The 20,783-nt window shown below is 72.5% G+C and carries 18 protein-coding genes; 11 read left to right on the top strand and 7 right to left on the bottom strand.

What is annotated here, in order from left to right; all coding sequences use genetic code 11:
• Positions 1–61: 61 nt before the first annotated feature.
• Complete coding sequence (locus OO52_RS36695; protein ID WP_030652223.1) at positions 62–2,095, bottom strand: thioredoxin domain-containing protein; 2,034 nt, start codon at positions 2,093–2,095, stop codon at positions 62–64.
• 508 nt (positions 2,096–2,603) lie between these two features.
• Between OO52_RS36695 and OO52_RS36690 the strand changes: the two genes are divergently transcribed.
• Complete coding sequence (locus OO52_RS36690) at positions 2,604–5,810, top strand: tetratricopeptide repeat protein (RefSeq protein WP_030652220.1); 3,207 nt, start codon at positions 2,604–2,606, stop codon at positions 5,808–5,810.
• Positions 5,811–5,820: 10 nt separating this feature from the next.
• Here the strand turns inward: OO52_RS36690 and OO52_RS36685 are convergent, their stop codons facing one another.
• Positions 5,821–6,069 carry a hypothetical protein gene (locus tag OO52_RS36685; RefSeq protein WP_106972123.1) on the bottom strand — a complete coding sequence of 83 codons (249 nt, stop codon included), beginning with the start codon at positions 6,067–6,069 and terminating at the stop codon, positions 5,821–5,823.
• Positions 6,062–6,943 (bottom strand): mycothiol conjugate amidase Mca, encoded by an 882-nt coding sequence (gene mca, locus OO52_RS36680; RefSeq protein WP_078629940.1) that lies wholly within the window; start codon positions 6,941–6,943, stop codon positions 6,062–6,064. Before mca ends, OO52_RS36685 begins: the two co-directional genes overlap by 8 nt.
• A gap of 101 nt (positions 6,944–7,044) precedes the next feature.
• Here mca and OO52_RS36675 point away from each other — a divergent pair, with 101 nt between their 5' ends.
• Together OO52_RS36675 and greA are read left to right on the top strand one after the other, a co-directional pair.
• Positions 7,045–7,443: a DUF4307 domain-containing protein gene (locus OO52_RS36675; RefSeq protein ID WP_030652211.1), complete on the top strand. Its 399-nt coding sequence runs from the start codon at positions 7,045–7,047 to the stop codon at positions 7,441–7,443.
• Positions 7,444–7,643: 200 nt separating this feature from the next.
• Complete coding sequence (greA, locus tag OO52_RS36670; RefSeq protein ID WP_030652208.1) at positions 7,644–8,141, top strand: transcription elongation factor GreA; 498 nt, start codon at positions 7,644–7,646, stop codon at positions 8,139–8,141.
• Between the two features lie 106 nt (positions 8,142–8,247).
• Here greA and OO52_RS36665 read toward each other — a convergent pair whose 3' ends face one another.
• The 3 genes from OO52_RS36665 to ilvA all read right to left on the bottom strand — a co-directional run bounded on the left by OO52_RS36665 (position 8,248) and on the right by ilvA (position 11,538).
• A complete protein-coding gene (locus OO52_RS36665) occupies positions 8,248–9,099 on the bottom strand; it encodes an ABC transporter permease (RefSeq protein WP_030652205.1) in 852 nt (283 codons plus the stop codon).
• Positions 9,096–10,079 carry a daunorubicin resistance protein DrrA family ABC transporter ATP-binding protein gene (locus OO52_RS36660; RefSeq protein ID WP_030652202.1) on the bottom strand — a complete coding sequence of 328 codons (984 nt, stop codon included), beginning with the start codon at positions 10,077–10,079 and terminating at the stop codon, positions 9,096–9,098. Before OO52_RS36660 ends, OO52_RS36665 begins: the two co-directional genes overlap by 4 nt.
• Positions 10,080–10,308: 229 nt before the next feature.
• The gene (ilvA, locus tag OO52_RS36655; protein ID WP_030652199.1) at positions 10,309–11,538 is read right to left on the bottom strand and encodes a threonine ammonia-lyase; all 1,230 of its coding nucleotides are present in this window, start codon (positions 11,536–11,538) and stop codon (positions 10,309–10,311) included.
• Between the two features lie 162 nt (positions 11,539–11,700).
• On the opposite strand from ilvA, the gene OO52_RS36650 reads away from it, so the two are divergent.
• The 3 genes from OO52_RS36650 to OO52_RS36640 all read left to right on the top strand — a co-directional run bounded on the left by OO52_RS36650 (position 11,701) and on the right by OO52_RS36640 (position 13,196).
• Complete coding sequence (locus tag OO52_RS36650; RefSeq protein WP_030652195.1) at positions 11,701–12,207, top strand: MarR family winged helix-turn-helix transcriptional regulator; 507 nt, start codon at positions 11,701–11,703, stop codon at positions 12,205–12,207.
• Positions 12,208–12,346: 139 nt separating this feature from the next.
• The gene (locus OO52_RS36645) at positions 12,347–12,850 is read left to right on the top strand and encodes a sigma factor-like helix-turn-helix DNA-binding protein (RefSeq protein WP_030652193.1); all 504 of its coding nucleotides are present in this window, start codon (positions 12,347–12,349) and stop codon (positions 12,848–12,850) included.
• Between the two features lie 97 nt (positions 12,851–12,947).
• Positions 12,948–13,196 carry a hypothetical protein gene (locus OO52_RS36640; RefSeq protein WP_030652190.1) on the top strand — a complete coding sequence of 83 codons (249 nt, stop codon included), beginning with the start codon at positions 12,948–12,950 and terminating at the stop codon, positions 13,194–13,196.
• Between the two features lie 6 nt (positions 13,197–13,202).
• On the opposite strand, the gene OO52_RS36635 is transcribed toward OO52_RS36640, so the two are convergent.
• Positions 13,203–14,360 (bottom strand): cystathionine gamma-synthase, encoded by a 1,158-nt coding sequence (locus OO52_RS36635; RefSeq protein ID WP_030652186.1) that lies wholly within the window; start codon positions 14,358–14,360, stop codon positions 13,203–13,205.
• Between the two features lie 516 nt (positions 14,361–14,876).
• Here OO52_RS36635 and OO52_RS36630 point away from each other — a divergent pair.
• The 5 genes from OO52_RS36630 to OO52_RS54365 all read left to right on the top strand — a co-directional run bounded on the left by OO52_RS36630 (position 14,877) and on the right by OO52_RS54365 (position 20,479).
• Complete coding sequence (locus OO52_RS36630) at positions 14,877–16,004, top strand: hypothetical protein (protein ID WP_030652183.1); 1,128 nt, start codon at positions 14,877–14,879, stop codon at positions 16,002–16,004.
• A 225-nt stretch (positions 16,005–16,229) separates the two neighbouring features.
• Positions 16,230–17,861, top strand: a complete 1,632-nt coding sequence (locus OO52_RS36625) for a M48 family metalloprotease (RefSeq protein WP_030652181.1) — start codon at positions 16,230–16,232, stop codon at positions 17,859–17,861.
• Positions 17,862–17,915: 54 nt separating this feature from the next.
• Positions 17,916–19,034, top strand: coding sequence for a hypothetical protein (locus tag OO52_RS36620; RefSeq protein WP_030652179.1), 1,119 nt, complete (start codon positions 17,916–17,918; stop codon positions 19,032–19,034).
• Positions 19,035–19,122: 88 nt separating this feature from the next.
• Positions 19,123–19,788, top strand: a complete 666-nt coding sequence (gene msrA, locus OO52_RS36615) for a peptide-methionine (S)-S-oxide reductase MsrA (RefSeq protein ID WP_030652168.1) — start codon at positions 19,123–19,125, stop codon at positions 19,786–19,788.
• A gap of 7 nt (positions 19,789–19,795) precedes the next feature.
• Positions 19,796–20,479, top strand: a complete 684-nt coding sequence (locus tag OO52_RS54365; RefSeq protein ID WP_063738835.1) for a hypothetical protein — start codon at positions 19,796–19,798, stop codon at positions 20,477–20,479.
• The last annotated feature ends 304 nt before the right edge of the window (positions 20,480–20,783 follow it).

Genomic DNA, 20,783 nt, shown 5'->3' with positions numbered 1-20,783 from the left:
CGGCGCTTCGTGCGGACCCGGGGAGCCGGTCACGGACCACCCGGCTGGGCGGCCGGGCCGTTCAGGACGACGTCAGCTTCGCCCGCAAGGCGTCCGGGTCCGTCACCGGCAGGTCGCAGACGAAGCCGCGGCAGACGTAGGCGGTCGGCGCGCCGTCGACGAGGGTGCGGTCGGCGAGCAGCGGGAACTCGTCGCTGTCCGGGGTTCCGCAGGCGACGACGGCACCCGGGGCGGTGCTCAGCAGCGCCGTCCGGTGCAGGGCCGCTGTCCGCTCGTCGTCCGGGGCCGGTCCGACGACCGCCACCTCGCGCGGCCCGTCCAGCAGCGCCTCGGCGACGGCCAGCCCCCATCCGATGAACCGGGGCACGCGCGGCCCGAGCGTCTTCACGACCCCCAACGCCCGCTCGGCGGCGGCCCGGTGGGGCTCGGAACCGGTGTGGGCGGCGTAGCTCAGCAGCGCGCCGGCCGCGGCGGTCCAGCCGGAGGGGGCGGCGTTGTCGGTGGGGTCCTGGGGCCGGCGGATGAGCTGCTCGGCGTCGGACGCGGTGTCGTACAGGGCACCGGTCTCGGTGTCGGTGAAGCGGGCGAGGACGTGGTCGAGCAGCAGCCCGGCGAAGTCGAGCCAGACGCCCTCGCCGGTCACGGAGGCGAGCGCCAGGAAGCCCTCGGCGACGTCGGCGTAGTCCTCCAGCACGCCCGCGTTCGGGCCGACCCGGCCGTCCTTGCTGGTGCGGGCGAGCCGGCCGTGTTCGTCCAGGTGGACGCGGACCAGCAGGTCGGCGGCGGCGACGGCGGCCTCGGTCAGGTCCGGCCGGTCGAAGCAGGCGCCGGTCTCGGCGAGCGCGGCGATGGCGAGCCCGTTCCAGGCGGCGACGACCTTGTCGTCCCGGCCGGGCGCGGAGCGCCGCGCCCGTGCGGCGAGGAGCCGGTCCTTGACGGAGGCGATCTTCTCGGCGTCGAACACGCCTTCCGTCTGCGGCAGTTGCAGGACGGACTGGCCGTGCTCGAAGGTGCCCTCGTCGGTCACGCCGAAGTACTGGGCGGCGAGGTCGGCGTCGTCGCCGAGGGCCTCCCGTAGCTGCGCGGGCCGCCAGACGTAGTACGCGCCCTCGACGTGCCGCCCGCTGCCGTCGTCGCTGTCGGCGTCGAGGGCCGAGGCGAACCCGCCCTCCGTGGTGCGCAGTTCGCGCAGCAGGAACTGGGCGGTGTCCAACGCGACCCGCCGGGCGAGATCCGAGCCGGTGGCCCGCCACAGGTGGGTGTACACCCGGCAGAGCAGGGCGTTGTCGTACAGCATCTTCTCGAAGTGCGGCACGATCCAGTCGCGGTCCACGGAGTACCGGGCGAACCCGCCGCCGAGCTGGTCGTACAGGCCGCCCCGGGCCATCCGCTCGCACGTGTCCTGGGCCATCTGGAGGGCGCCCTCGGCACCGGTGCGCGCGTGATGGCGGAGCAGGAACTCCAGCACCATGGACGGCGGGAACTTCGGCGCCCCGCCGAACCCACCGCGCTGCGGGTCGTACTCGCGGGTGAGCCCGAGCAGGGCCTGCGCGAGTTCCTGTTCACCGGGCGCCTCGGCGGCCTGCCGGACGATCTCCCGCTGGGCGAGGTCGCGGACGATCTTCCCGGCGACGTCGGCGACCTCGTCCCGGCGGGTGGTCCAGGCCTGCTGGACGCCCTCCAGCACCTGCCGGAAGGAGGGCATGCCGTGCCGGGGCGCGGGCGGGAAGTAGGTGCCGAAGTAGAACGGCTCGGCGTCCGGGGTGAGGAACACGGTCATGGGCCAGCCGCCGTGCCCGGTGGCCGCCTGGACGGCCTCCATGTAGACGGCGTCCACGTCCGGCCGCTCCTCGCGGTCGACCTTGACGCTGACGAAGTGCTCGTTGAGGTAGTCGGCGGTGGCCTGGTCCTCGAAGGACTCGTGGGCCATCACGTGGCACCAGTGGCAGCTGCTGTATCCGACGCTCAGCAGGACGGGCCTGCCGGTCCTGCGGGCCTCGTCGAAGGCTTCGCCGGACCACGGCCACCAGTCGACGGGGTTGTCCGCGTGCTGGAGCAGGTACGGGGACGTCTCATGGGCCAGTCGATTCGGCATAACCCCATCCTGCCGCAGCGACCCTCGCGGTGGACGTCAGGCCCAGACGGTGATCTCCGGTTTCGCCGGACCGGCGGGCGGCGCGGTGATGACCTTCAGCTGGACGGTGCGGCCCTCGGTGGCCGTCAGGCAGAAGCGGCCGCCGCGTGTCGCGGGGCAGGGTGTAGGTGCCGTCGCGCTCCACCCTCGCGGCGCATGCGTCGGCCGTGGCGGCGCCGGAGCCGGCCGGCGGGGCGGGTGCCGTGCGGGACTCCGGCACGAACAGATCCGGGGCCCCACCGGTCGACGCGTTGATGATGAGGTCCGCGCCCTTGAGAGCGGAGTTCGTCACCACGACCGGCTCACCCGGCGATGCGGGGATCACCAACAGCCACAGCGGCGGGTCCCACGTCCCGTGGGAGTCGGCACGAAACCCTCACCACCCCCGCTGATCGCCACCCCCTCGCCATCCCGCCTTCCCCGAAGGACACTCGTACGCAAGGAAGTTGCCGCCGGAGGGGGACGGGACATGCGGGACGGTCATCGGGCGGAGGCCGAGCGGCTGCTGGTGCGGGCCGTCGAGGAGGAGGTGCGGCGTTCGGGCGGGCGGATCGACGGTCAGCTGCTGCTGTCGCGGGCGCGCGGCGCGCTGGACGCGATGGCGGGGGCGGCCGGCGAGGAGTACGAGGCCTACACGCGCGCGCTGGACGAGGCGGAGGCCGGCCGGCTGACCTTCGGCCAGCGGTACGCGCGCGAAGGAGCCGGCACGGCCCTGCTGGTGGCGGCGGTCGCCGCCGTCGCCGCCGCCGTGGCCGACCTGAGCCTCGGCACCGGTACCGGCACGGCCCTCGGCGCGGGCGTCACGACGGCCGCGGTGGGCGCCGCGGCTACGGTGGTGAAGGTGGCCGGTGCGCATCTGCCCGCCGCCCACCACCGCGCGGGCGCCGCCGGCCAGCCCGGCGGCCCGGAGCAGCTCCGGTTGCAGTGGCTGACCGCGCTGGAGGTACGGGGCATCCGCCCGTTCCTCGACCAGCAGCGGGTGCTCAGCGCCTCCACGGGCGCGAAGAAGACCGGCGGTGGCCCGGCGTTGCGCGGCACGGACAAGAGCGCGGCGGCCCGCAGGCGCTCGGTGCTGGAGCAGTCCTTCGGGCAGCTCCCGGAAGCCGACGGCGCGTTCGCCGGACGGCGGGCGGAGCTGGGGCGGATCAGGCACTGGGCACAGGCGGCCCGCGCGACCACCGAGACCCGGCCGACGGTGGTCGTGCTGCACGGCGAGCCCGGCTCCGGCCGGACCACGCTCGCGGTCCGCGCGGCACACGAGTTGCGGGACCACTTCCGGGGCGCGGTGGTGGTGGACCTGCGCGGCGGCAGCCGGGGGGAGGCGCCGCTGTCCACCCGGGACGCCCTGCTGCACCTGCTCAACCGGCTGGGCGCGCCCCGGGAGCAGCTCCTGTTCCGGGAGCGGTCCTCCCCCGACCAGCAGGTCAAACGGCTCGCCGAGCTGTACCACCGGCATCTGACCGGACTGCCGGTGACGATCGTGCTGGACGACGCCTCGGACCCGGAGCAGGTGCGCGCCCTGGTGCCGGAGCGGTCCGACAGCCTGGTGCTGGTGACCAGCCGTACGCCCCTCGACCTGCCCGCGGAGCTGGGGGCCTGGGTGCACGAGCTGCCGGTGCGGGCGCTGGACGCGGCGGGCGCGGAGGAGTTGCTGAGCGCGGCAGCGGAGGACGCGTCGGGGCCGTACGACGCCGACTCCGCCGACCAGGTCCGCGAGCTGTGCGGCGGGCTGCCGCTGGCGCTGCGGATCGCGGGCTCGGCGCTGGGCCCGCGCTCACCCCGGCAACTGGCAGCGGACCTGGGCGCCTACGGCCCGGTGGAGCCGGTGGAGCGGGCGCTGTGGCTGCGCTACACCGACCAGCCGGAGCCCACCCGCCGGCTGCTGCGCAGGCTCGCCCTGGCGGGACGGGCCTCGCTGGGCGCGGCGGCGGCGGCCTCGCTGCTCGCCACCGACGAGGCCGAGGCCACCCGGCATCTGGTGGCGCTCGCCCGGGCGGGCCTGATCGACCATGTGCGCGGCAGCCGTTACCGGCTGCACGACCAGGTGCGGGCCTTCGCGCACGCCCGGCTGCTGGACGAGGAGGACCCGGCCGAGCGGGCGGCGGCGCAGGAGCGGCTGATCGTGAACTACGCGGAGCTGGCCGACTCGGTGCTGCGCCTGGTCGACGGGAACATGTCGACGCGGTCGAACCAGTTCGGCTCGCACGGTTTCCCCTCGCTCGACGAGGCGCTGCGCTGGCTGGACGACGAGTCCAGCTTCATCACGGCGGCCCTGCGGCACGCGGAGGGCGTGAACCAGGCGGCCGTGCTGAACCTGCTCGGGGCGCTGTGCGACTACTGCCTGCTGCGCGGCGACCTGTACCGGCTCGGTGAGATCAGCGAGCTGGCGCAGTCGGTGGACCAGGGGCTGCTGGTGCGCTCGGTGCAGTGGCGAACCGGCATCGCGGCCCGGCAGCTCGGCGAGCTGGACAAGGCGCGGACGACGCTGACCTCGGTCGTGGACCTGTACCGGGAGGCCCACCATGAGGCGGGGGCGGCCCGCGCGCTGACCTCGCTCGGGATCACGCTGCACCACCAGGGCAACCTCACCGAGGCGGCGGCCAAGCTCCAGGAGGCCCTGGACCTCCAGGCGGCACCGGAGCTGGCGACGGACCGGGCGTGGACGATGCACGCGCTGGCGGCCGTCCAACGGGACCGGGCCCGGCTGGCTGAGGCGCTGGACCTGCTCACCCGCTCCCTGGTCCTGCACCGCGAGGGCGGATCGGTGCACGGCGAGGCCTGGGCGTACTTCCAGCTCGGCCAGCTCGCACTGCGGCTGGGCGACGTACCGCGCGCGGAGACGGAGCTGCGGGCGGCCCTGGAGCGGTACGGCCGGACGCAGGACGCCCGTGGGGAGGCGTGGGCGCTGACCCAGCTGGCCCGGGCCCGGCTGGTGGCCGGCGACGCCTCCGCGGCGGTGGAGAGCCTGCGCCAGGCGGTGCCCCGGCACCGGGAGAACGAGGACGCGCGCGGCGAGGCGTGGACGCTGTACTACCTGGGGCAGGCGCTGGAGGAGACCGGCGAGCTGGACCAGGCGGTGCGCGACCTGGAGCGCTCCCGGACGATGTTCTCCCGGATACGGGACGTGTACGGCCTGGCCTGCGCCCGGCACCACTCGGCGCGGGCGACCCGGGACCAGCGGGCCGCGCAGACCGGCTCGCTGCGCAACTCCGGTTTCGCCCGTCAGCTCCTGGTGGACGCGCGCGCCGACTTCCAGCGGATCGGCGTCGCCCACGGCGAGGCCTGGACCTGCCTGGAGCTGGCGGTGGTGGACGCGGGCAACGCCCGGACGCAGCAGGCGCTGGCGCTGTGCGACGAGGCGCTCACCCTGTTCACGTCCTACGGCGACCGGCGCGGCGAGGACTGGGCCCGCTTCCTGCGCTGCACCCTGCTGCCGTACGCGGCGCCGGGCGGGGTGGAGGTGGGCACGGCCGTCGCCCAGGAGGAGCTGGCCCAGCTCGCCCGCGCCTCGCATCCGCTGCGGGACGAGAAGCTGGAGGACTACGTCTCGGCGTACGCCCTGCTGCTGGAGCGGGGTGTCCGGCTGGAGGACGGCTGGCAGGCCTGGCGGCTGCGCATGACGCCGGACCGCCACGCCCGGGAGGTGATGGGAGTGGCGGTGCCGGCGGGACGCTGACCCCGGCGGGTCAGCGCTGCCGGGGCGCGGAGCCGGCCTGTTCCCGGGCCTGGTCCGCCTCGGCGTCCGGGGACTCCTTGAAGTCGACCTTCTGCATGTGCTTGTTCATCGACTTCATCAGGCCCCACACGGCCACGGCCATCACCGCGAAGACGATGAAACCGAGGACGCCGGGGGTGACCTTGTTCTCGTCGACCTCCTTGGCGAGGGGGACGAGGTGCGTCACTGCCAGGCTCACGCTTGCGCTCATGTCAGGCATTGTCCCGGATGCCCGCGAAGAGGTCGTCCTCGGGGAGGGAGGTATCGACGAGGGACTTCGCCAGCTCGTACTCCTCGGTCGGCCAGACCTCCTTCTGGAGCTCCAGCGGCACCTTGAACCAGCCGCCGTCCGGATCGATCTGCGTGGCGTGGGCGATCAGCGCCTTGTCGCGGATCTCGAAGAAGTCCGCGCACGGGATGTGCGTGGTCAGGGTGCGCTCGGTGCGCTCCATCTCGTTCCACCGCTTGAGCCACTCCCCGTACGGCGACTCCAGGCCGCGGTCGAGCATCGCCTGGTGCAGCGCCTCGGTGCGGGGACGGTTGAAGCCCTGGTTGTAGTACAGCTTCAGCGGCTGGTAGGCGGGGCCGAACTCGTCCTCGGGGTACTTCTCGGTGTCCGCCGCGCCCTCGAACGCCACCATGGAGATCTTGTGGGTCATGATGTGGTCGGGGTGCGGGTAGCCGCCGTTCTCGTCGTAGGTCGTGATCACCTGCGGGCGGAAGGAGCGGATCTGCTTCACCAGCTCACCGGCCGCCTTGTCGACGTCCTCCAGGGCGAAGCAGCCCTCGGGCAGCGGCGGCAGGGGGTCGCCCTCCGGCAGGCCGGAGTCGACGAAGCCGAGCCACTCCTGCTTCACGCCGAGGATCTCCCGGGCCTCGTCCATCTCCTTCCGGCGGACCTCGTGGATGTGTGCCTCGATGTAGGCGTCGCCCTGCAGCTTGGGATTGAGGATGGACCCGCGCTCTCCGCCGGTGCAGGTCACCACCAGCACGTCCACCCCCTCGGACACGTACTTCGCCATGGTGGCCGCGCCCTTGCTCGACTCGTCGTCGGGGTGCGCGTGAACGGCCATCAGTCGCAGCTGGTCAGTCAAGACTCAATCCTCGGTAAGTCGGCGCCCCGTGTCTGTGGCGCGGTCGGCGGCTTCTATAGTGACCGAATCGGGGGGCGAATAATTCCGCGGAGAGGACGATCATGAGTACCGCGAGCACGCGGCTGCCCGAGGGCCGCTACGGCCGTTCCTCGGATCAGCGCGCCGACCGCAAGCTCAGGATCGCCGGCTCGGTGCTGGGCGCGGTCCTGCTCGCACTGGTCGGCTTCTTCTTCTACCACTACGTCGCCCAGAACGAGATCAGCGCCGAGGTCATCACCTTCAAGGCGTCCGACGACGCGGTCCAGGTGCACCTGGAGGTCCGCAAGGACGCCGGCGCGTCCGGCTACTGCACCCTGCGCTCGCAGTCGGCCGACGGCGCCGAGGTGGGCCGGGCCGACTTCCGCTTCTCCGGGTCGTCCACGCGGATCGACAAGGTCGTCACGCTCCGTACGACGGCCCAGGGGACGACGGCCGAGCTGGTGGGATGTCACGCCGACTGACCCGCGGCGGACACCCTCGGACACTCCCCTGGTTCACCCGGAATGCGTAGGCCCTGACCTGCGTTGATGTGATTCTGATGGCTTATGTCCTCCCCCTTCCGGCGTTGAATTGTTAGGCTCGTGGTTTCGCCCATCCATGAGGGAACATTCTTCTGGGTAGGGCGATGCTTTGTATTCCCAGTACCGACGAGGAGCACCCTGTGACCCAGACCAGCGAGAACGTCACCTGGCTGACCCAGGAGGCGTACAACAAGCTCAAGGACGAGCTTGAGTACCTTACTGGTCCTGCGCGCACGGAGATCGCCGCCAAGATCGCGGCTGCGCGCGAGGAGGGCGACCTGCGCGAGAACGGCGGGTACCACGCGGCCAAGGAGGAGCAGGGCAAGCAGGAGCTGCGCGTGCGCCAGCTGACCCAGCTCCTCGAAAACGCCAAGGTCGGCGAGCCGCCGGCCGCGGACGGCGCCGTCGCCCCCGGCATGGTCGTCACGATCGCCTTCGACGGTGACGAGGACGACACGCTGACGTTCCTGCTCGCCTCGCGCGAGTACGCGAGCGCCGAAATCGAGACCTACTCTCCGCAGTCCCCGCTCGGCGCGGGCGTCATCGGCCACAAGGTCGGCGAGGACGCGGAGTACGAGCTGCCCAACGGCAAGAAGGCCTCGGTCCGGATCCTGAAGGCCGAGCCGTACACGGGCTGATCCCGGCCCCCGGTGGACTTCCGGCCCCCGGCGCCCTCAGGGCCGCCGGGGGCTTTGTCATGCTCCGGGCCGTCGCGCGCGGCCCGGGTCCGCCGCCGTGTTGCTGTCAGGCGGTCGCGGAGCGGTACTTGCGCACCGCGAGGGTGCGGAAGACCAGGATGATCAGGACCGACCAGATCAGCGAGGCCAGGACCGGGTGCTGCATGGGCCAGGCGTCGGGTGTGCGGAAGCCCGGGGGGAGGTTGCCGAACAGCTCGCGGCAGGCCTGCACCGTGGCGCTGAACGGGTTCCACTCCGCGATGTGCCGCAGGAAGGCCGGCATCTGGTTGGCGTCCACGAACGCGTTCGAGATGAACGTCAGCGGAAACAGCCAGATCAGGCCGCCCGAGGTCGCCGCCTCCGGGGTGCGCACGGACAGGCCGATGAGCGCGCCGATCCAGGAGAAGGCGTATCCGAGCAGCAGGAACAGGCCGAATCCGGCGAGCACCTTGCCGAAGTTCTCGTGCGTGCGCCATCCGACGAGCACGGCGACGACCGCAAGGACGAGCAGGGTCAGCGCCGTCTGGACCAGGTCGGCGAGGGTGCGCCCGGTCAGGACCGCGCCGCGCGCCATGGGCAGGGAGCGGAACCGGTCGATGAGGCCCTTGTGCATGTCGTCGGCGATGCCCGCGCCGGCGCCCGCCGTTGCGAACGTGACGGTCTGGGCGAAGATGCCGGCCATCAGGAACTCGCGATAGGCCTGGGTGGAGCTGGACGAGCCGACCTGGATCGAGCCGCCGAACACGTAGGTGAACAGCACCACGAACATGATGGGCTGGATCAGTCCGAAGATCAGCATCTCGGGAATCCGGCCCATGCGGATCAGGTTCCGGCGGGCTATGACCAGTGAGTCGCGGACGGATCTGCTCACCGGGTTGCCGGGTGCCGCGACGGGCGCGGTCTCGGTGACGGCACTCATTTCACGGCCTCCTTGCCGTTCCGCTCGTCCTGGTCGGCGTTCTCCGCCGCGTGTCCGGTCAGGGACAGGAAGACGTCGTCGAGGGTGGGGCGGCGCAGCCCGACGTCGTCCATCTCGATCCCGCGCGAGTCCAGCTCGCGGATGACCTCGGCGAGCAGCTTGGCGCCGCCGGTGACGGGCACGGTGAGCTTGCGGGTGTGCTCCTCGACCGTGGTCTCGCCCTTGCCGAAGCCGCGCAGCACCTCCGCGGCGGCGGCTATCTCCTCCCGCTCGTGCACCACGACCTCGACACGCTCGCCGCCGGTGCGGGCCTTGAGCTGGTCGGAGGTGCCCTTGGCGATGACCCGGCCGTGGTCGACGACCGCGATGTCGTGGGCCAGGTGGTCGGCCTCTTCCAGGTACTGCGTGGTGAGCAGCAGCGTCGTACCACCGGAGACGAGCTGTTTGATGACCTCCCACAGCTGCTGGCGGTTGCGCGGGTCGAGGCCCGTCGTCGGTTCGTCCATGAACATCACCGGCGGTGAGACCACCAGGGCCGCGGCGAGGTCCAGCCGGCGGCGCATGCCTCCGGAGTAGGTCTTGGCGGGGCGGTCGGCGGCGTCGGCGAGGTGGAACTGCTCCAGCAGCTCCGTCGCGCGCGCCTTGGCCGCCTTCCCCTTCATCTGGTAGAGCTGCCCGACCATCTGCAGGTTCTCCCTGCCGGTCAGGTACTCGTCGACCGCGGCGAACTGGCCGGACAGGCCGATGGAGCGGCGCACGGCGTCGGGGTGCCGCAGCACGTCCACGCCGGCGACCACCGCCTTGCCGCTGTCGGGGCGCAGCAGGGTCGTCAGGCAGCGGACGGCCGTCGTCTTGCCGGCGCCGTTCGGCCCGAGGAGGCCGAGGACCGTGCCCTCGGGCACATCGAGGTCGACGCCGTCCAGTGCCCTTACGTCGCCGAAGGTCTTCACCAGACCTTCGGCATAGATGGCACCTGGCATATGAGTCTCCACGTCGTCGGGATTTTCGGGGACGGATTCTTCGCAAAGGCTAGGTTTGTTCGCTCGGCCGCGTCCGGGGTTTTCGCGGATGCGCATGCCGGTGTACGCGGGTGCCGCCGCACGTGCGAGCAGGTGGACCGGCGACCACACGACACACCATAACGCGATGTATCGCGTCTCTCAAGAGACCTCACCCGGACAGGTGACGGCCGTGGTCGGCCGTTGTGGGTCAGGCCATGACGGTGTAGCCGGCGTCCCGCAGGGCCCGGCCGACCTCGGCGCAGTGCACCGGGCCCTTCGTCTCCAGGTGCAGCTCCACCTCGGCCTCCGTGAGGCCGAGCCGGGGATCGGTGCGGACGTGACTGACGTCGAGGACGTTGGCGTCGACCGCCGACAGCACCCCGAGCAGCGTGGCGAGGGCGCCCGGCCGGTCCGTCAGCCGCAGCCGGACGGCAAGGTAGCGGCCCTGCGCGGCCATGCCGTGCCGCAGCACCCGCTGCATCAGCACCGGGTCGACGTTGCCGCCGGAGAGCACCGCGACGACCGGACCCTCGAAGGTGTCCGGCGCGGCCAGCAGCGCGGCCACCGGACTCGCCCCGGCCGGCTCCACGACGAGCTTGGCCCGCTCCAGGCAGAGCAGCAGCGCCGCCGACAACTGGTCCTCGCTGACCGTGCGCACCTCGTCGACCAGCTCGCCGACGATCCCGAACGGCACCACGCCGGGCCGCCCCACCTTGATGCCGTCGGCCATCGTCGCCGGGTTCAGCAACGACACCGGGCGCCCGGCGGCCAGCGAGGGCGGGTAACAGGCGGCCCCCTCCGCCTGCACGCCGACGATCCGCACGTCCGGCCGCAGCGCCTTCACCCCCACCGCGATACCCGCCGCGAGCCCGCCGCCGCCCATGCCGACGACGATCGTGCGGACCTCCGGGCACTGCTCCAGGATCTCCAGGCCGACCGTGCCCTGGCCGGCGATCACGTCCGGGTGGTCGAAGGGATGGATGAACACCGCGCCGGTCTCGGCGGCGTACTCCTGGGCGGCGGCCAGCGTCTCGTCGACCACCTGGCCGTGCAGGCGCACCTCGGCGCCGTAGTCCCGGGTCGCGCTGATCTTCGGCAGCGGCGCGCCCTTCGGCATGAACACCGTCGCGTGCACACCGAGCAGCGAGGAGGCCAGCGCCACACCCTGCGCGTGGTTGCCGGCGCTCGCGGCCACGACACCGGCCGCCCGCTCCTCCGGCAGCAGCCCGGCGATCCGCACGTAGGCGCCGCGCAGCTTGAACGAGCCGGTCCGCTGCAGGTTCTCGCACTTGAGCTGCACGGGCGCGCCGACGAGCTGGGACAGGTGCCGGCTGCCCTCCATCGCGGTCACGCGGGCCACCCCCGAGAGCATCTTCTGAGCGCCGCGCACATCGTCGAGGGTCACGGAGCGCAAGGAGTCAGCCGTGCGATAGCTCATGACTCCAGCATCGCAGTTCACGTTCGCGCACGGCGGGTGTGACCAAGCAGCGAGACCGGTTCGTGCAGCGCTGGTACGGCTCGGCGCCGGGCCGCGTACCCTGTCCCCCAACCCAGCAGCCCTTCATGAAGCGAGCCTCCGGCCATGCCCACAACACCTGAAATGTCGATGGACATGACGACCGTCGGTGACACCGGTCTCCTCGACACCCTCCAGCACGAGGTGGCGGTGTTCGCCCGCCGTGCCGAACAGACGCGGCTCGGCGGCGTCGGCCAGGTGCGCAACTCCATGGACCGCGCCGCGTACCTGCTGCTCAACCGGCTCGACAAAGAAGGACCCATGGGCGTCAAGGCGCTCGCCGCGAGCATGGGCATCGACTCCTCCACGGTCACCCGGCAGGTGGCGCCCCTGGTCGACAGCGGGCTCGTCAAGCGCACCTCGCACCCCGAGGACGGGCGCGCGGTGGTGCTCCAGCTGTCGCCGCGCGGCGCCGCGCGGCTGGAGGAGGTGCGCTCGTCCCGGCGTCAGCTGATGGCCGAGCTGACACACGACTGGGCACCGGAGGAGCGCGAGCAGTTCTGCACGCTCCTCACCCGCTTCAACCACGCGCTCTCCGCGCGGATGACGGTCCAGGGCGTGCCGGCGGCGGAGCAGCCCCCGGCCTCCTGACCGCGCACCGCACAGCAGAGCCTCCGAGGTCTTGACCCCGGCCCGCCCCACTGGCCTGATATGAGACCGGGTCCGCGGACGGGCTCGTCCGGACCGTTCCGGCCGGGTGCGGAACGGGACCCCGGCGGGGGGAGGCGCGGTGGGTGATCGGCAAGTGGCCCGTGATGCGCGCCGGGCCCGGGAGTTCGAGGCGTTCGTCGCGGGCGCGGCCGGGCGCCTGCTGCACGCCGCCATGCTGCTCACCGCGGAGGCGCCGGACGCCAACCCGCGCGCGCGGCGCCTGCTGACGCTCGCGCTCGCCCACACCTACGCCCGCTGGGACCGGCTGCTCGGCGAGGACCCGTACGACTGCGCCCGCCAGTACCTGGCCACCCGCTTCGCGCGCACCACCTGGCACCGGTACGGCCTCTTCCGCCGCGCCCGGCCGGATCCGCGCAGTCCGCTCGCCGCGCTCAAGCCGCAGGAGCGGCTGGTCCTGGTCCTGCGGTTCTACGAGGGAGTGGCCGAGGAGCAGGCGGCGGCTCTGCTCGGCCTGCCCACGGAACGCGTCCACACCCTCTGCGACCGCGCGACGGCCGACGTACTGCACCCCGCCCGCCCGGCCGCCCCCCGCCCGGCGAACACCGAGGTGGCGCCGTCATGAGCCGCGCCGGCGACCTCGTACGGCGCGTCGCCTCGCACGACCGCCACCAGGGCAGCCCCTTCTTGCGCAAGCGCCGGTCCGGCGGCGGGAGGTCAAGGTGAAACGGCTCGAACGGGAGGCCGCTGTTCGGCGGATCATGGAACAGGGCGGGGCGCCGGTGCCGGTGGAGCTGTACGGGGACGCGGTACGCCGCGGAGAACGCCTGCTGCGACGACGGCGGCTCGTCCGCCGGGTGCTGTGGCTGCTGGCCTGCGTGGCGGCCGTCGCGTTCGCCGTGTGGGCGGCCGAGACCCAACCCTGGGTGGAGCCGCCCTCGCAGACAACCCCACCGCTCACCGGCTGGTGATCCCCGCTACTTGCCGAGGGCCTGCTGCAGGTCTTCCAGCAGGTCGTCGACGTTCTCGATGCCGACCGACAGGCGCACCAGGTCGGCCGGGACCTCCAGCGCGGAACCGGCCGCGGAGGCGTGCGTCATCCGGCCGGGGTGCTCGATGAGGGACTCGACGCCGCCGAGGGACTCGCCGAGGGTGAACACCTGGGCCCGGTTGCACACGTCGACCGCGGCCTGCTCGCCGCCCTCGACCCGGAACGACACCATGCCGCCGAACGCCTTCATCTGCTTGGCGGCGACCTCGTGGCCGGGGTGCTCGGGCAGCCCCGGGTAGAGCACGCTCGTCACGCGCGCGTGCCGCGACAGCATGTCGGCGATCTTCGTGGCGTTCTCGCTGTGCCGGTCCATGCGCACCGCGAGGGTCTTGGTGCCGCGCAGCACCAGCCAGGAGTCGAAGGGGCCGGCTACGGCGCCCATCGCGTTCTGGTGGTAGGCCAGTTCCTCGCCGAGCGCCGCGTCGGAGACGATCAGCGCGCCGCCGACCACGTCGGAGTGGCCGCCCATGTACTTGGTCAGGGAGTGCACGACGACGTCGGCGCCGAGCGACAGCGGCTGCTGGAGGTAGGGCGTGGCGAAGGTGTTGTCGACGACGAGCTTCGCGCCCGCGTCGTGGGCGACAGACGCGACGGCGGCGATGTCGGTGATGCCGAGCAGCGGGTTGGAGGGGGTCTCCACCCAGACGGCCTTGGTCTTCGGGGTGATCGCGGCCCGCACGGCGGCCGGGTCGCTGGTGTCGGCGACCGACCACTCCACCCCCCAGCGGGTGGCGACCTTGGCGAAGAGCCGGAAGGTGCCGCCGTAGGCGTCGTTCGGGATCACCACGTGGTCGCCGGGGGTGAGGAGCGTACGCAGCAGGGTGTCCTCGGCCGCCAGGCCGGACGCGAAGGCGAGGCCGCGGCGGCCGCCCTCCAGCGCGGCGAGGTTCTCCTCCAGGGCGGTCCGGGTCGGGTTGGCGCTACGGCTGTACTCGTAGCCGCCGCGGAGCCCGCCGACGCCGTCCTGCTTGTAGGTCGAGACCTGGTAGATCGGCGGGACGACCGCGCCGGTGAGGGGATCCGCGGTGTTGCCCGCGTGGATCGCGAGGGTCTCGAAGTGCTGACTGATGTGCCTGTCGCTCATGTGCACCGAGCGTAATGCGCCCGGCAGGATCGTGACGCCCGCCATGAGGTCTCGCCGTCCCCGGCGATCTCGCTGTCACGCTCCGGGCCGCTCCGCTGGGCATGGTCCGAGCCGTCCGGCCGGCATGTTCGGGGCCGTCCGACCGGCATGTTCGGGGCCGTCCGGCCGGCATATTCGGGGCCGTCCGGCCGTCATGGCCCGAGCCATCCGGGCGTCATGGTCCGATCCATCCCGCCGACACGCTCGGGGCCATCCCGCCGACATGCTCGGAGCCGTCCAGCCGACATGGCCCGAGCCATCCCCCCCCGACACGCTCGGGACCATCCCACCGGCACGCTCCGAGCCATCCCCCGACACGCCCCGAGCCCTCCCGCCGGCGCAGCCCGAGCCGCTCCGCTTCACGCCTCCGAGGCGTTTCCGCTGCCACGCGTTCCGCTGTCATGCCCTCGTCCGGAGTTTTCCACAGACTGGTGGCGGGGTTCGCCAATTGTCGGCGGCGTCTGGTTCGCTTGAGGCATGTCGATTCTCTGGCTGCTGTTTGCGCTGCTCCTGCTGGGCTTCGTGCTGCTCCCGGTCGTACGGCGCAGGCGCGGGGTGATCGAGCAGGTTCCCCCGGGACACCCGGACGCCGCCGACCCGGCGGCCTACGGCTTCGTGCGCCAGGAGGAGCTGGACGTGCGCCTGCCCGGCCCGGACGAGGACCTCCTCCAGGTCCTGGAGCTGGTGCAGCGCACCCAGGACTACCGGGCCGCCGCCCAGTTGCTGGCCGGCACCGAGTCCGAGGGCGAGCGCCGCTGGCAGCGGGTGCAGGCCTTCGCCGGTGCCGCCGCGCTGGAGCTGCAGCAGCGCCCCGGCGGGGTGCACGAGACGCCGGGCGCCCAGTGGCTGCGGGTGTGGCGGGCCGAGCAGCCCAAGGACGCGGGCGGCGCCGCCGTCCACGCGGAGTTCCTGGTGCAGCAGGCCTGGCGGACGTCGACGCCGGGCACGGACGAGTTCCGGATCATCATGGAGGAGGCGCGGGAGGCCTGCGCGCAGGCGGCCCTGCTGGCTCCCGGTGACCCCGTTCCCTACGTGGCAGAGCTGTCCATCGCACGCGGACTGGCCTACCCGCAGGCCGAGTTCGACCAGCTGTGGCTGAAGATCCTCGACCGCGCCCCGCACCACATGGGCGCGCATCTGGCCGCGCTGCACTACTGGTGCGAGAAGTGGCACGGCTCGCGCGAGCAGGCGTACTCCTTCGCGGAGGCCGCCGCGGCCCGCGCTCCGGAGGGCTCACTGCTCGCCGCGCTGCCGCTGTTCGCGGTGTTCGAGCACCTGCCGGAGGTGAACCTGGTCGCGAGCTTCTACCAGAGCGAGGTCGTCACCAAGGCGATCCACGGCGCGCTGCACGCGGTGCACGCGGCCGACCCCGACGACCCGACGCTGCCGCACGTCCGGCACCTGCTGCTCTTCTTCCTCGTCCGCGCCGAGCGCTGGGCGGAGGCCATGCAGCAGCTGATACACATCGACGGCCACGTCGGCGCGCTGCCGTGGACCCTGTTCGCCGACCCGGCCGCCGAGTTCGCCCTGCAGCGCGCGCTGGCGGTGGCCGGTTACGAGGCCAACGGCGGCAACCCGGCCGGCCTCCCCGGCCTCTCCGGCTGACCCGGCCGTCCCGGGCCCCTCGCCCGGGACCGCCCCCTCCCTTCCACACAACCGCATTGCCCTCCTGACCTGCAGTAGGGCATACTCCGCATCCCCCCACACCGCACCACCCGCACCACCAAGCACCGCCGGCACCACCAAGCACCACCCGCGTACCGACCGGCCCGTCGCCGGCCCGGCGCTCCGTCATGTCCCTTTCTGAGGTCCTGTGGGGGGATCTGCCCGATGGGCGCAACTCTGCGCGCGCTGCGCGCCCTCGTCCTGCTGCTCGGCTTCTATCTGCTGAGCCTCGTCCTGCTCGCCGCGCTGATCGGCGTCGACGTCCTCGTGTTCAGCTGGGGACACGGCCCGCTCACGGTGAAGGTCGGCTTCGTCACGGTACTGCTGGCCATCCCCGTCGTCCGCGGCATGTTCATGCTGCGCACCCCGAAGGGTGAGGACGGGCCGGGCGTCCCGGTCACCGAGGCGGACGAGCCCCGGCTGTGGGCACTGGTCCGGGAGCTGGCCGCGGCGGCCGGTACCCGGGCGCCCGACCGGATCCTGCTGACCGGCGAGGTCAACGCGGCCGTCAGCGAGAATCCGCGGCTGCTCGGCCTGCTCCCCGGCCCGCGCCGGCTCTACCTCGGCGTCCCGCTGCTGACCGGACTGACCGAGGCTCAGCTGCGGTCCGTACTCGCCCATGAGTTCGGGCACTTCACCGGCGGGGACACCCGGCTCTCCGCGCTCGTCGTGCGGGGGCGCGTGCAGATCGGCCGGGTCATCGGCCAGTTCCACGAGAAGGCGGACGACAAGGTGGCCGCCGACCGGGCCCGGCAGGAGCGGAAGTCCGCCAAGCGGGTCGCCAAGGGCAAGAACGCCAAGCAGATCGACACGACCGGTGTCGGAGCGACGTACCGGACGATGGCGAAGATCTACACCGCGTACGGCAAGCTCTACCTGCGCGCCTCGCTCTCCACCGCGCGCGGCCAGGAGTACGCCGCCGACATGACCGCCGCACGGATCGCCGGGCGCGACGCGACCGCTTCGGCGCTGCGCGAGATCCCGGTCCTGTCCGCCTCCCACGACTTCTACCTGGACTCCTACGCCACCCTCGGTCTGCAGGCCCGGCTGCTGCCGCCGCGCGGCGAGTTCTTCGGGGGCTTCGGCCGGCTGCTGACGGCCCGTGAACTGGAGCTGGCGGGGCTCCGCTCGGAGCTGCCGGAGGAGCCGGCGGGACCGTACGACTCGCACCCGCCGATCGCCGAGCGCGTGCGCCGGATCGAGGCGCTGCCCGCCGACGGCCGCGCCGACGAGGCCAAGGGGGCGGCACTGGCCCTGCTGACCGACCCGGCGCGCACCCTGGCCGCCCTGGAGGACGCCGTCCTCGTCGACGAGCTGCTCCGCTACCCGCGCGCGACCGGCTGGGAGGATCTGCTGGACGCCTCGATGGCCGCGGGCCTGTCGGCGGCGCAGACCCCGCTGCACCGGGCGCTGGCCCAGTACACCGGTCAGCCGGCGACGCTGTCCGTGCTGCTGGACGTCATCGACGACGGCCGGCTGTGGCGGCTGGCCGAGCAGCTTCCGCTGTCGGAGGAGGCGGCCGCCGCGAAGGGACGGGCGTTCCGCGAGTTCGTACGGCCCGTGCTGCGCCGCTCGCTGCGCACGATGGTGCTGGCCGAGTTCAGCTCCCGTTCGCTGCTGCACTGGGAGTTCTCCTGGTCCCGCCCGGCGACGGTGCGGCTGCCCGGCTGGGGCTCGGAGACGGAGGACGACGGTCCGGAGGCGGCGCTGGACGCGGCCGTCGATGCGGCGCTCGCCGACCACCCCGACACCACGCCGCTGCGGGCGCTCCTGCCACCGGCGATCCAGAACGCCTGACGCCGCTGCCTCCGCAATCCGCCGCTGTCTCCGAACCGAACGGACCGACCCCCGATGACCGTCCTCTTCTGGATCCTGGGCATCCTGGCCGTCCCCACGCTGATCTTCGTGCTGTGGCTGGCCTGGGTGTTCCTGAAGGAGTTGTTCAACCCGAGCCCCGACGACGACGCGGAGGCGACGGAAGCGGCGGAAGCCGCGCAGGCCGCGGAGAAGCTCGGGCTGCTGCCCGCCGAGCGGCAGAACACCGACCTCGCCGCGCCCCTGCCGGCGGAGTGGACCACCGTGCTCACCGCGGTGCGCGGTGGTGACTGGCGTCCGGCCGCCGACCTGCTCGCGGCGATCGGCCGGGACTGGGAGCGCCGGTCGGCACTCGCGTACCTGCTGGCGGACCGCGCGGCCGAGGAGGACGCGTGGCTGCTGGCGTGGGAGGCCGAGCGGCGCGACGATCCGGACGCGGCGGTGGTCAGGGCGCGCAGCACGGTGATCCTGGCGTGGAAGCTGCGGGGCGGGAAGAAGGCGCAGTACACGACCCGGGAGCAGTTCGACGGCTTCCACCGCACGCTGACCGGCGCCCGCGAGGAGATCGCACGGGCGGCGGCCCTGAACCCGGACGACCCGACGCCGCACATCGCGGAGATATGGGTGGCGCTGGGCCTCGGCTACCCGAACGCCGAGATGGACAAGCTGTGGGCGCAGATCACCGCCCGCGCCCCGCACCACTACGAGGCCCACTTCTCGGCGCTCCAGTACTGGTGCGCGAAGTGGCGCGGCTCGCAGCGGCTGGCCTTCGAGTTCGCCGAGCGGGCGGCGGCCGACGCGCCGCTCGGCAGCCTGCTGACGGCGCTGCCGCTCATCGCGCACTTCGAGCACGACGACTCGGAGGACACCGCGGCCGACAACACGCCGGAGATGCTGGCCCGGGTCGAGGCGGCGCTCCAGGACGCCGCGGCGGCGGACCCGTCCCACCCGCGGCTGCCGGAGCTGCGGCACCTGCTGGCGTTCTACCTGCACCTCCAGGACCGCGACGAGGCGGCGCTGGAGCAGTTCAAGCTGGTGGACGGCCATGTGAACGCGCTGCCGTGGCGCTACCGGGGTGACATGGCCGGGTACTACTGCCGGGTCCGCAACACGGTGGTGCAGGCGGTGCGGGAGGCCGCGGCGGCGCCTGCCTGACCGGAATGCGGCGGGCGTCCCGGACGTTATGAAGGCTGCCGGGCGGCAGGGCCGCCGGCACCCCACCCCAGACCGACAGGGAGACCTCATGCTCTTCGGCCGCACGCCCCAGCTGCCCACTCCCGAGCAGGCGCTCAAGGGCCGCCCCGCACTCGCCTACGAGGTCCCCGACCGGCACACCGTCCTCGGCACCCCGCTCCTCGGCCCGTACCCGGAGGGCCTGGAGGTCGCCGACTTCGGACTGGGCTGTTTCTGGGGCGCGGAACGCAAGTTCTGGCAGCTTCCGGCGGGCGTGTACACGACCCTGGTCGGCTACCAGGGCGGCTACACCGAGTACCCGACGTACGAGGAGGTCTGCTCGGGCCTGACCGGCCACACGGAGGCGGTCCGTGTGGTCTACGACCCGCGGCAGATCTCGTACGACCGCCTGCTCAAGACCTTCTGGGAGTCCCACGACCCGACGCAGGGCTTCCGCCAGGGCAATGACGTGGGCACCCAGTACCGCTCGGCGATCTACACCCACACCCCGGAGCAGGCGGCCACGGCGCAGGCCTCCCGCGAGGCCTACCAGAAGGTCCTGACCTACTCCGGCCACGGCACGATCACCACGGAGATCCTCCCGGCGGAGGGCCGCCCCTTCCACCCGGCCGAGGCGTACCACCAGCAGTACCTCGACAAGAACCCCGCAGGCTACTGCGGCCTGGGCGGCACGGGCGTGTCCTGTCCGATCGGTGTCGCCAAGGCCGCCGGCTGATCCGGACGTGACGGACGCCGAGAAGATCACACGTCTGTTCGCCGCGCTCGGCGCAGAGGATCCGGAGAGCTGGGCCGGGTCAGAGGTCCGGGAGGACCTTCCCCAGCTGGCTCGGTACCGGCTCCTGCGAGCGCTGTGGCAAGACATCCGGGCGTGGGACAGCGCTTCGGTCGACTCACTCCGCGACGCCACCGACGCGCAGGGCGCCACAGCGCCGGATCATGCGGTGGATCTCGGGCGACTGGCTCGACTCGTCGCCCGAGAAACGACCTTCGGCGTCCTGTACCGGCTGGCGGATCCGGACGGCGACGACCTCCCGGCCGGCATGCGGGAGCAGATGCCTGGCTGGGTCCTCACGGAGACCACGCCCGCGGGCGAACCGACGCACCGCGTGCTGGGTGCCCTGTACGAAGACCTGAACACCATGGGTGACCCCTCAGTCGGCGCGCCGAGGGGCAGAACAGTCGCGGAAGGCTGGATCTGGGGAACCAACCTCCGTCCCTTCTGTGAGGCTCTTGCAGCAGAAGTGGCGTCGACTTCGACGACGGCGACTGGCTGGCCGTCGAGGCAGCACTCCCGGACACCGACGACGAGCAGCCGCGGTCGGCCTGGTACACGCACCCCCTCGCCGGGCGCGGCCGCATCGATCTCCACATCGCCCGATCCGTGGGCGGCACCGAGGTGTCCGTGAGCATCGAGGGCTCGCTGAACAGCCGCACCCGGAACCGCGTCGAACTGCTCCTTGAGGTCATGGCGCGCTACGAGATCGCACCGAGGTGAACTTCGAGCCAGGTCAGGACAGCTCGATCGCGCCGGCCAACCGCTGACGGGCCGAGGCCACACGGCACATGAGGTGTTCACCTCCTTGTCGCGCGCGCGGATCGCCCTGGTCCGCGCGCGCTCGGCACCAACGCGTCATGCCAAGTGCGCCCGTCCCAAACGACTTTGGGCACGCGACGGTCCAGGAGTGACGCCTCATCGGGCAGCATCACAGT

Origin of the sequence: Streptomyces flaveolus, assembly GCF_000716535.1 — a bacterium.
In the GTDB taxonomy this organism is placed as follows: Bacteria; Actinomycetota; Actinomycetes; order Streptomycetales; family Streptomycetaceae; genus Streptomyces; species Streptomyces flaveolus_A.
Note: the sequence above shows the minus strand (reverse complement) of the source record. Positions and strands in the feature narration are given on the sequence as shown.

Excerpts from the sequence above, each read along its gene's own strand:
- OO52_RS36635 (WP_030652186.1), bottom strand. The coding sequence starts at position 14,360 with ATGAGCGACAGGCACATCAGTCAGCACTTCGAGACCCTCGCGATCCAC.
- OO52_RS36665 (WP_030652205.1), bottom strand. The coding sequence starts at position 9,099 with ATGAGTGCCGTCACCGAGACCGCGCCCGTCGCGGCACCCGGCAACCCG.
- OO52_RS36690 (WP_030652220.1), top strand. The coding sequence starts at position 2,604 with ATGCGGGACGGTCATCGGGCGGAGGCCGAGCGGCTGCTGGTGCGGGCC.
- OO52_RS36620 (WP_030652179.1), top strand. The coding sequence starts at position 17,916 with ATGACCGTCCTCTTCTGGATCCTGGGCATCCTGGCCGTCCCCACGCTG.
- OO52_RS36695 (WP_030652223.1), bottom strand. The coding sequence starts at position 2,095 with ATGCCGAATCGACTGGCCCATGAGACGTCCCCGTACCTGCTCCAGCAC.
- OO52_RS36660 (WP_030652202.1), bottom strand. The coding sequence starts at position 10,079 with ATGCCAGGTGCCATCTATGCCGAAGGTCTGGTGAAGACCTTCGGCGAC.
- OO52_RS36675 (WP_030652211.1), top strand. The coding sequence starts at position 7,045 with ATGAGTACCGCGAGCACGCGGCTGCCCGAGGGCCGCTACGGCCGTTCC.
- ilvA (WP_030652199.1), bottom strand. The coding sequence starts at position 11,538 with ATGAGCTATCGCACGGCTGACTCCTTGCGCTCCGTGACCCTCGACGAT.
- OO52_RS36630 (WP_030652183.1), top strand. The coding sequence starts at position 14,877 with ATGTCGATTCTCTGGCTGCTGTTTGCGCTGCTCCTGCTGGGCTTCGTG.
- OO52_RS36685 (WP_106972123.1), bottom strand. The coding sequence starts at position 6,069 with ATGCCTGACATGAGCGCAAGCGTGAGCCTGGCAGTGACGCACCTCGTC.
- OO52_RS36650 (WP_030652195.1), top strand. The coding sequence starts at position 11,701 with ATGTCGATGGACATGACGACCGTCGGTGACACCGGTCTCCTCGACACC.
- msrA (WP_030652168.1), top strand. The coding sequence starts at position 19,123 with ATGCTCTTCGGCCGCACGCCCCAGCTGCCCACTCCCGAGCAGGCGCTC.
- OO52_RS36625 (WP_030652181.1), top strand. The coding sequence starts at position 16,230 with ATGGGCGCAACTCTGCGCGCGCTGCGCGCCCTCGTCCTGCTGCTCGGC.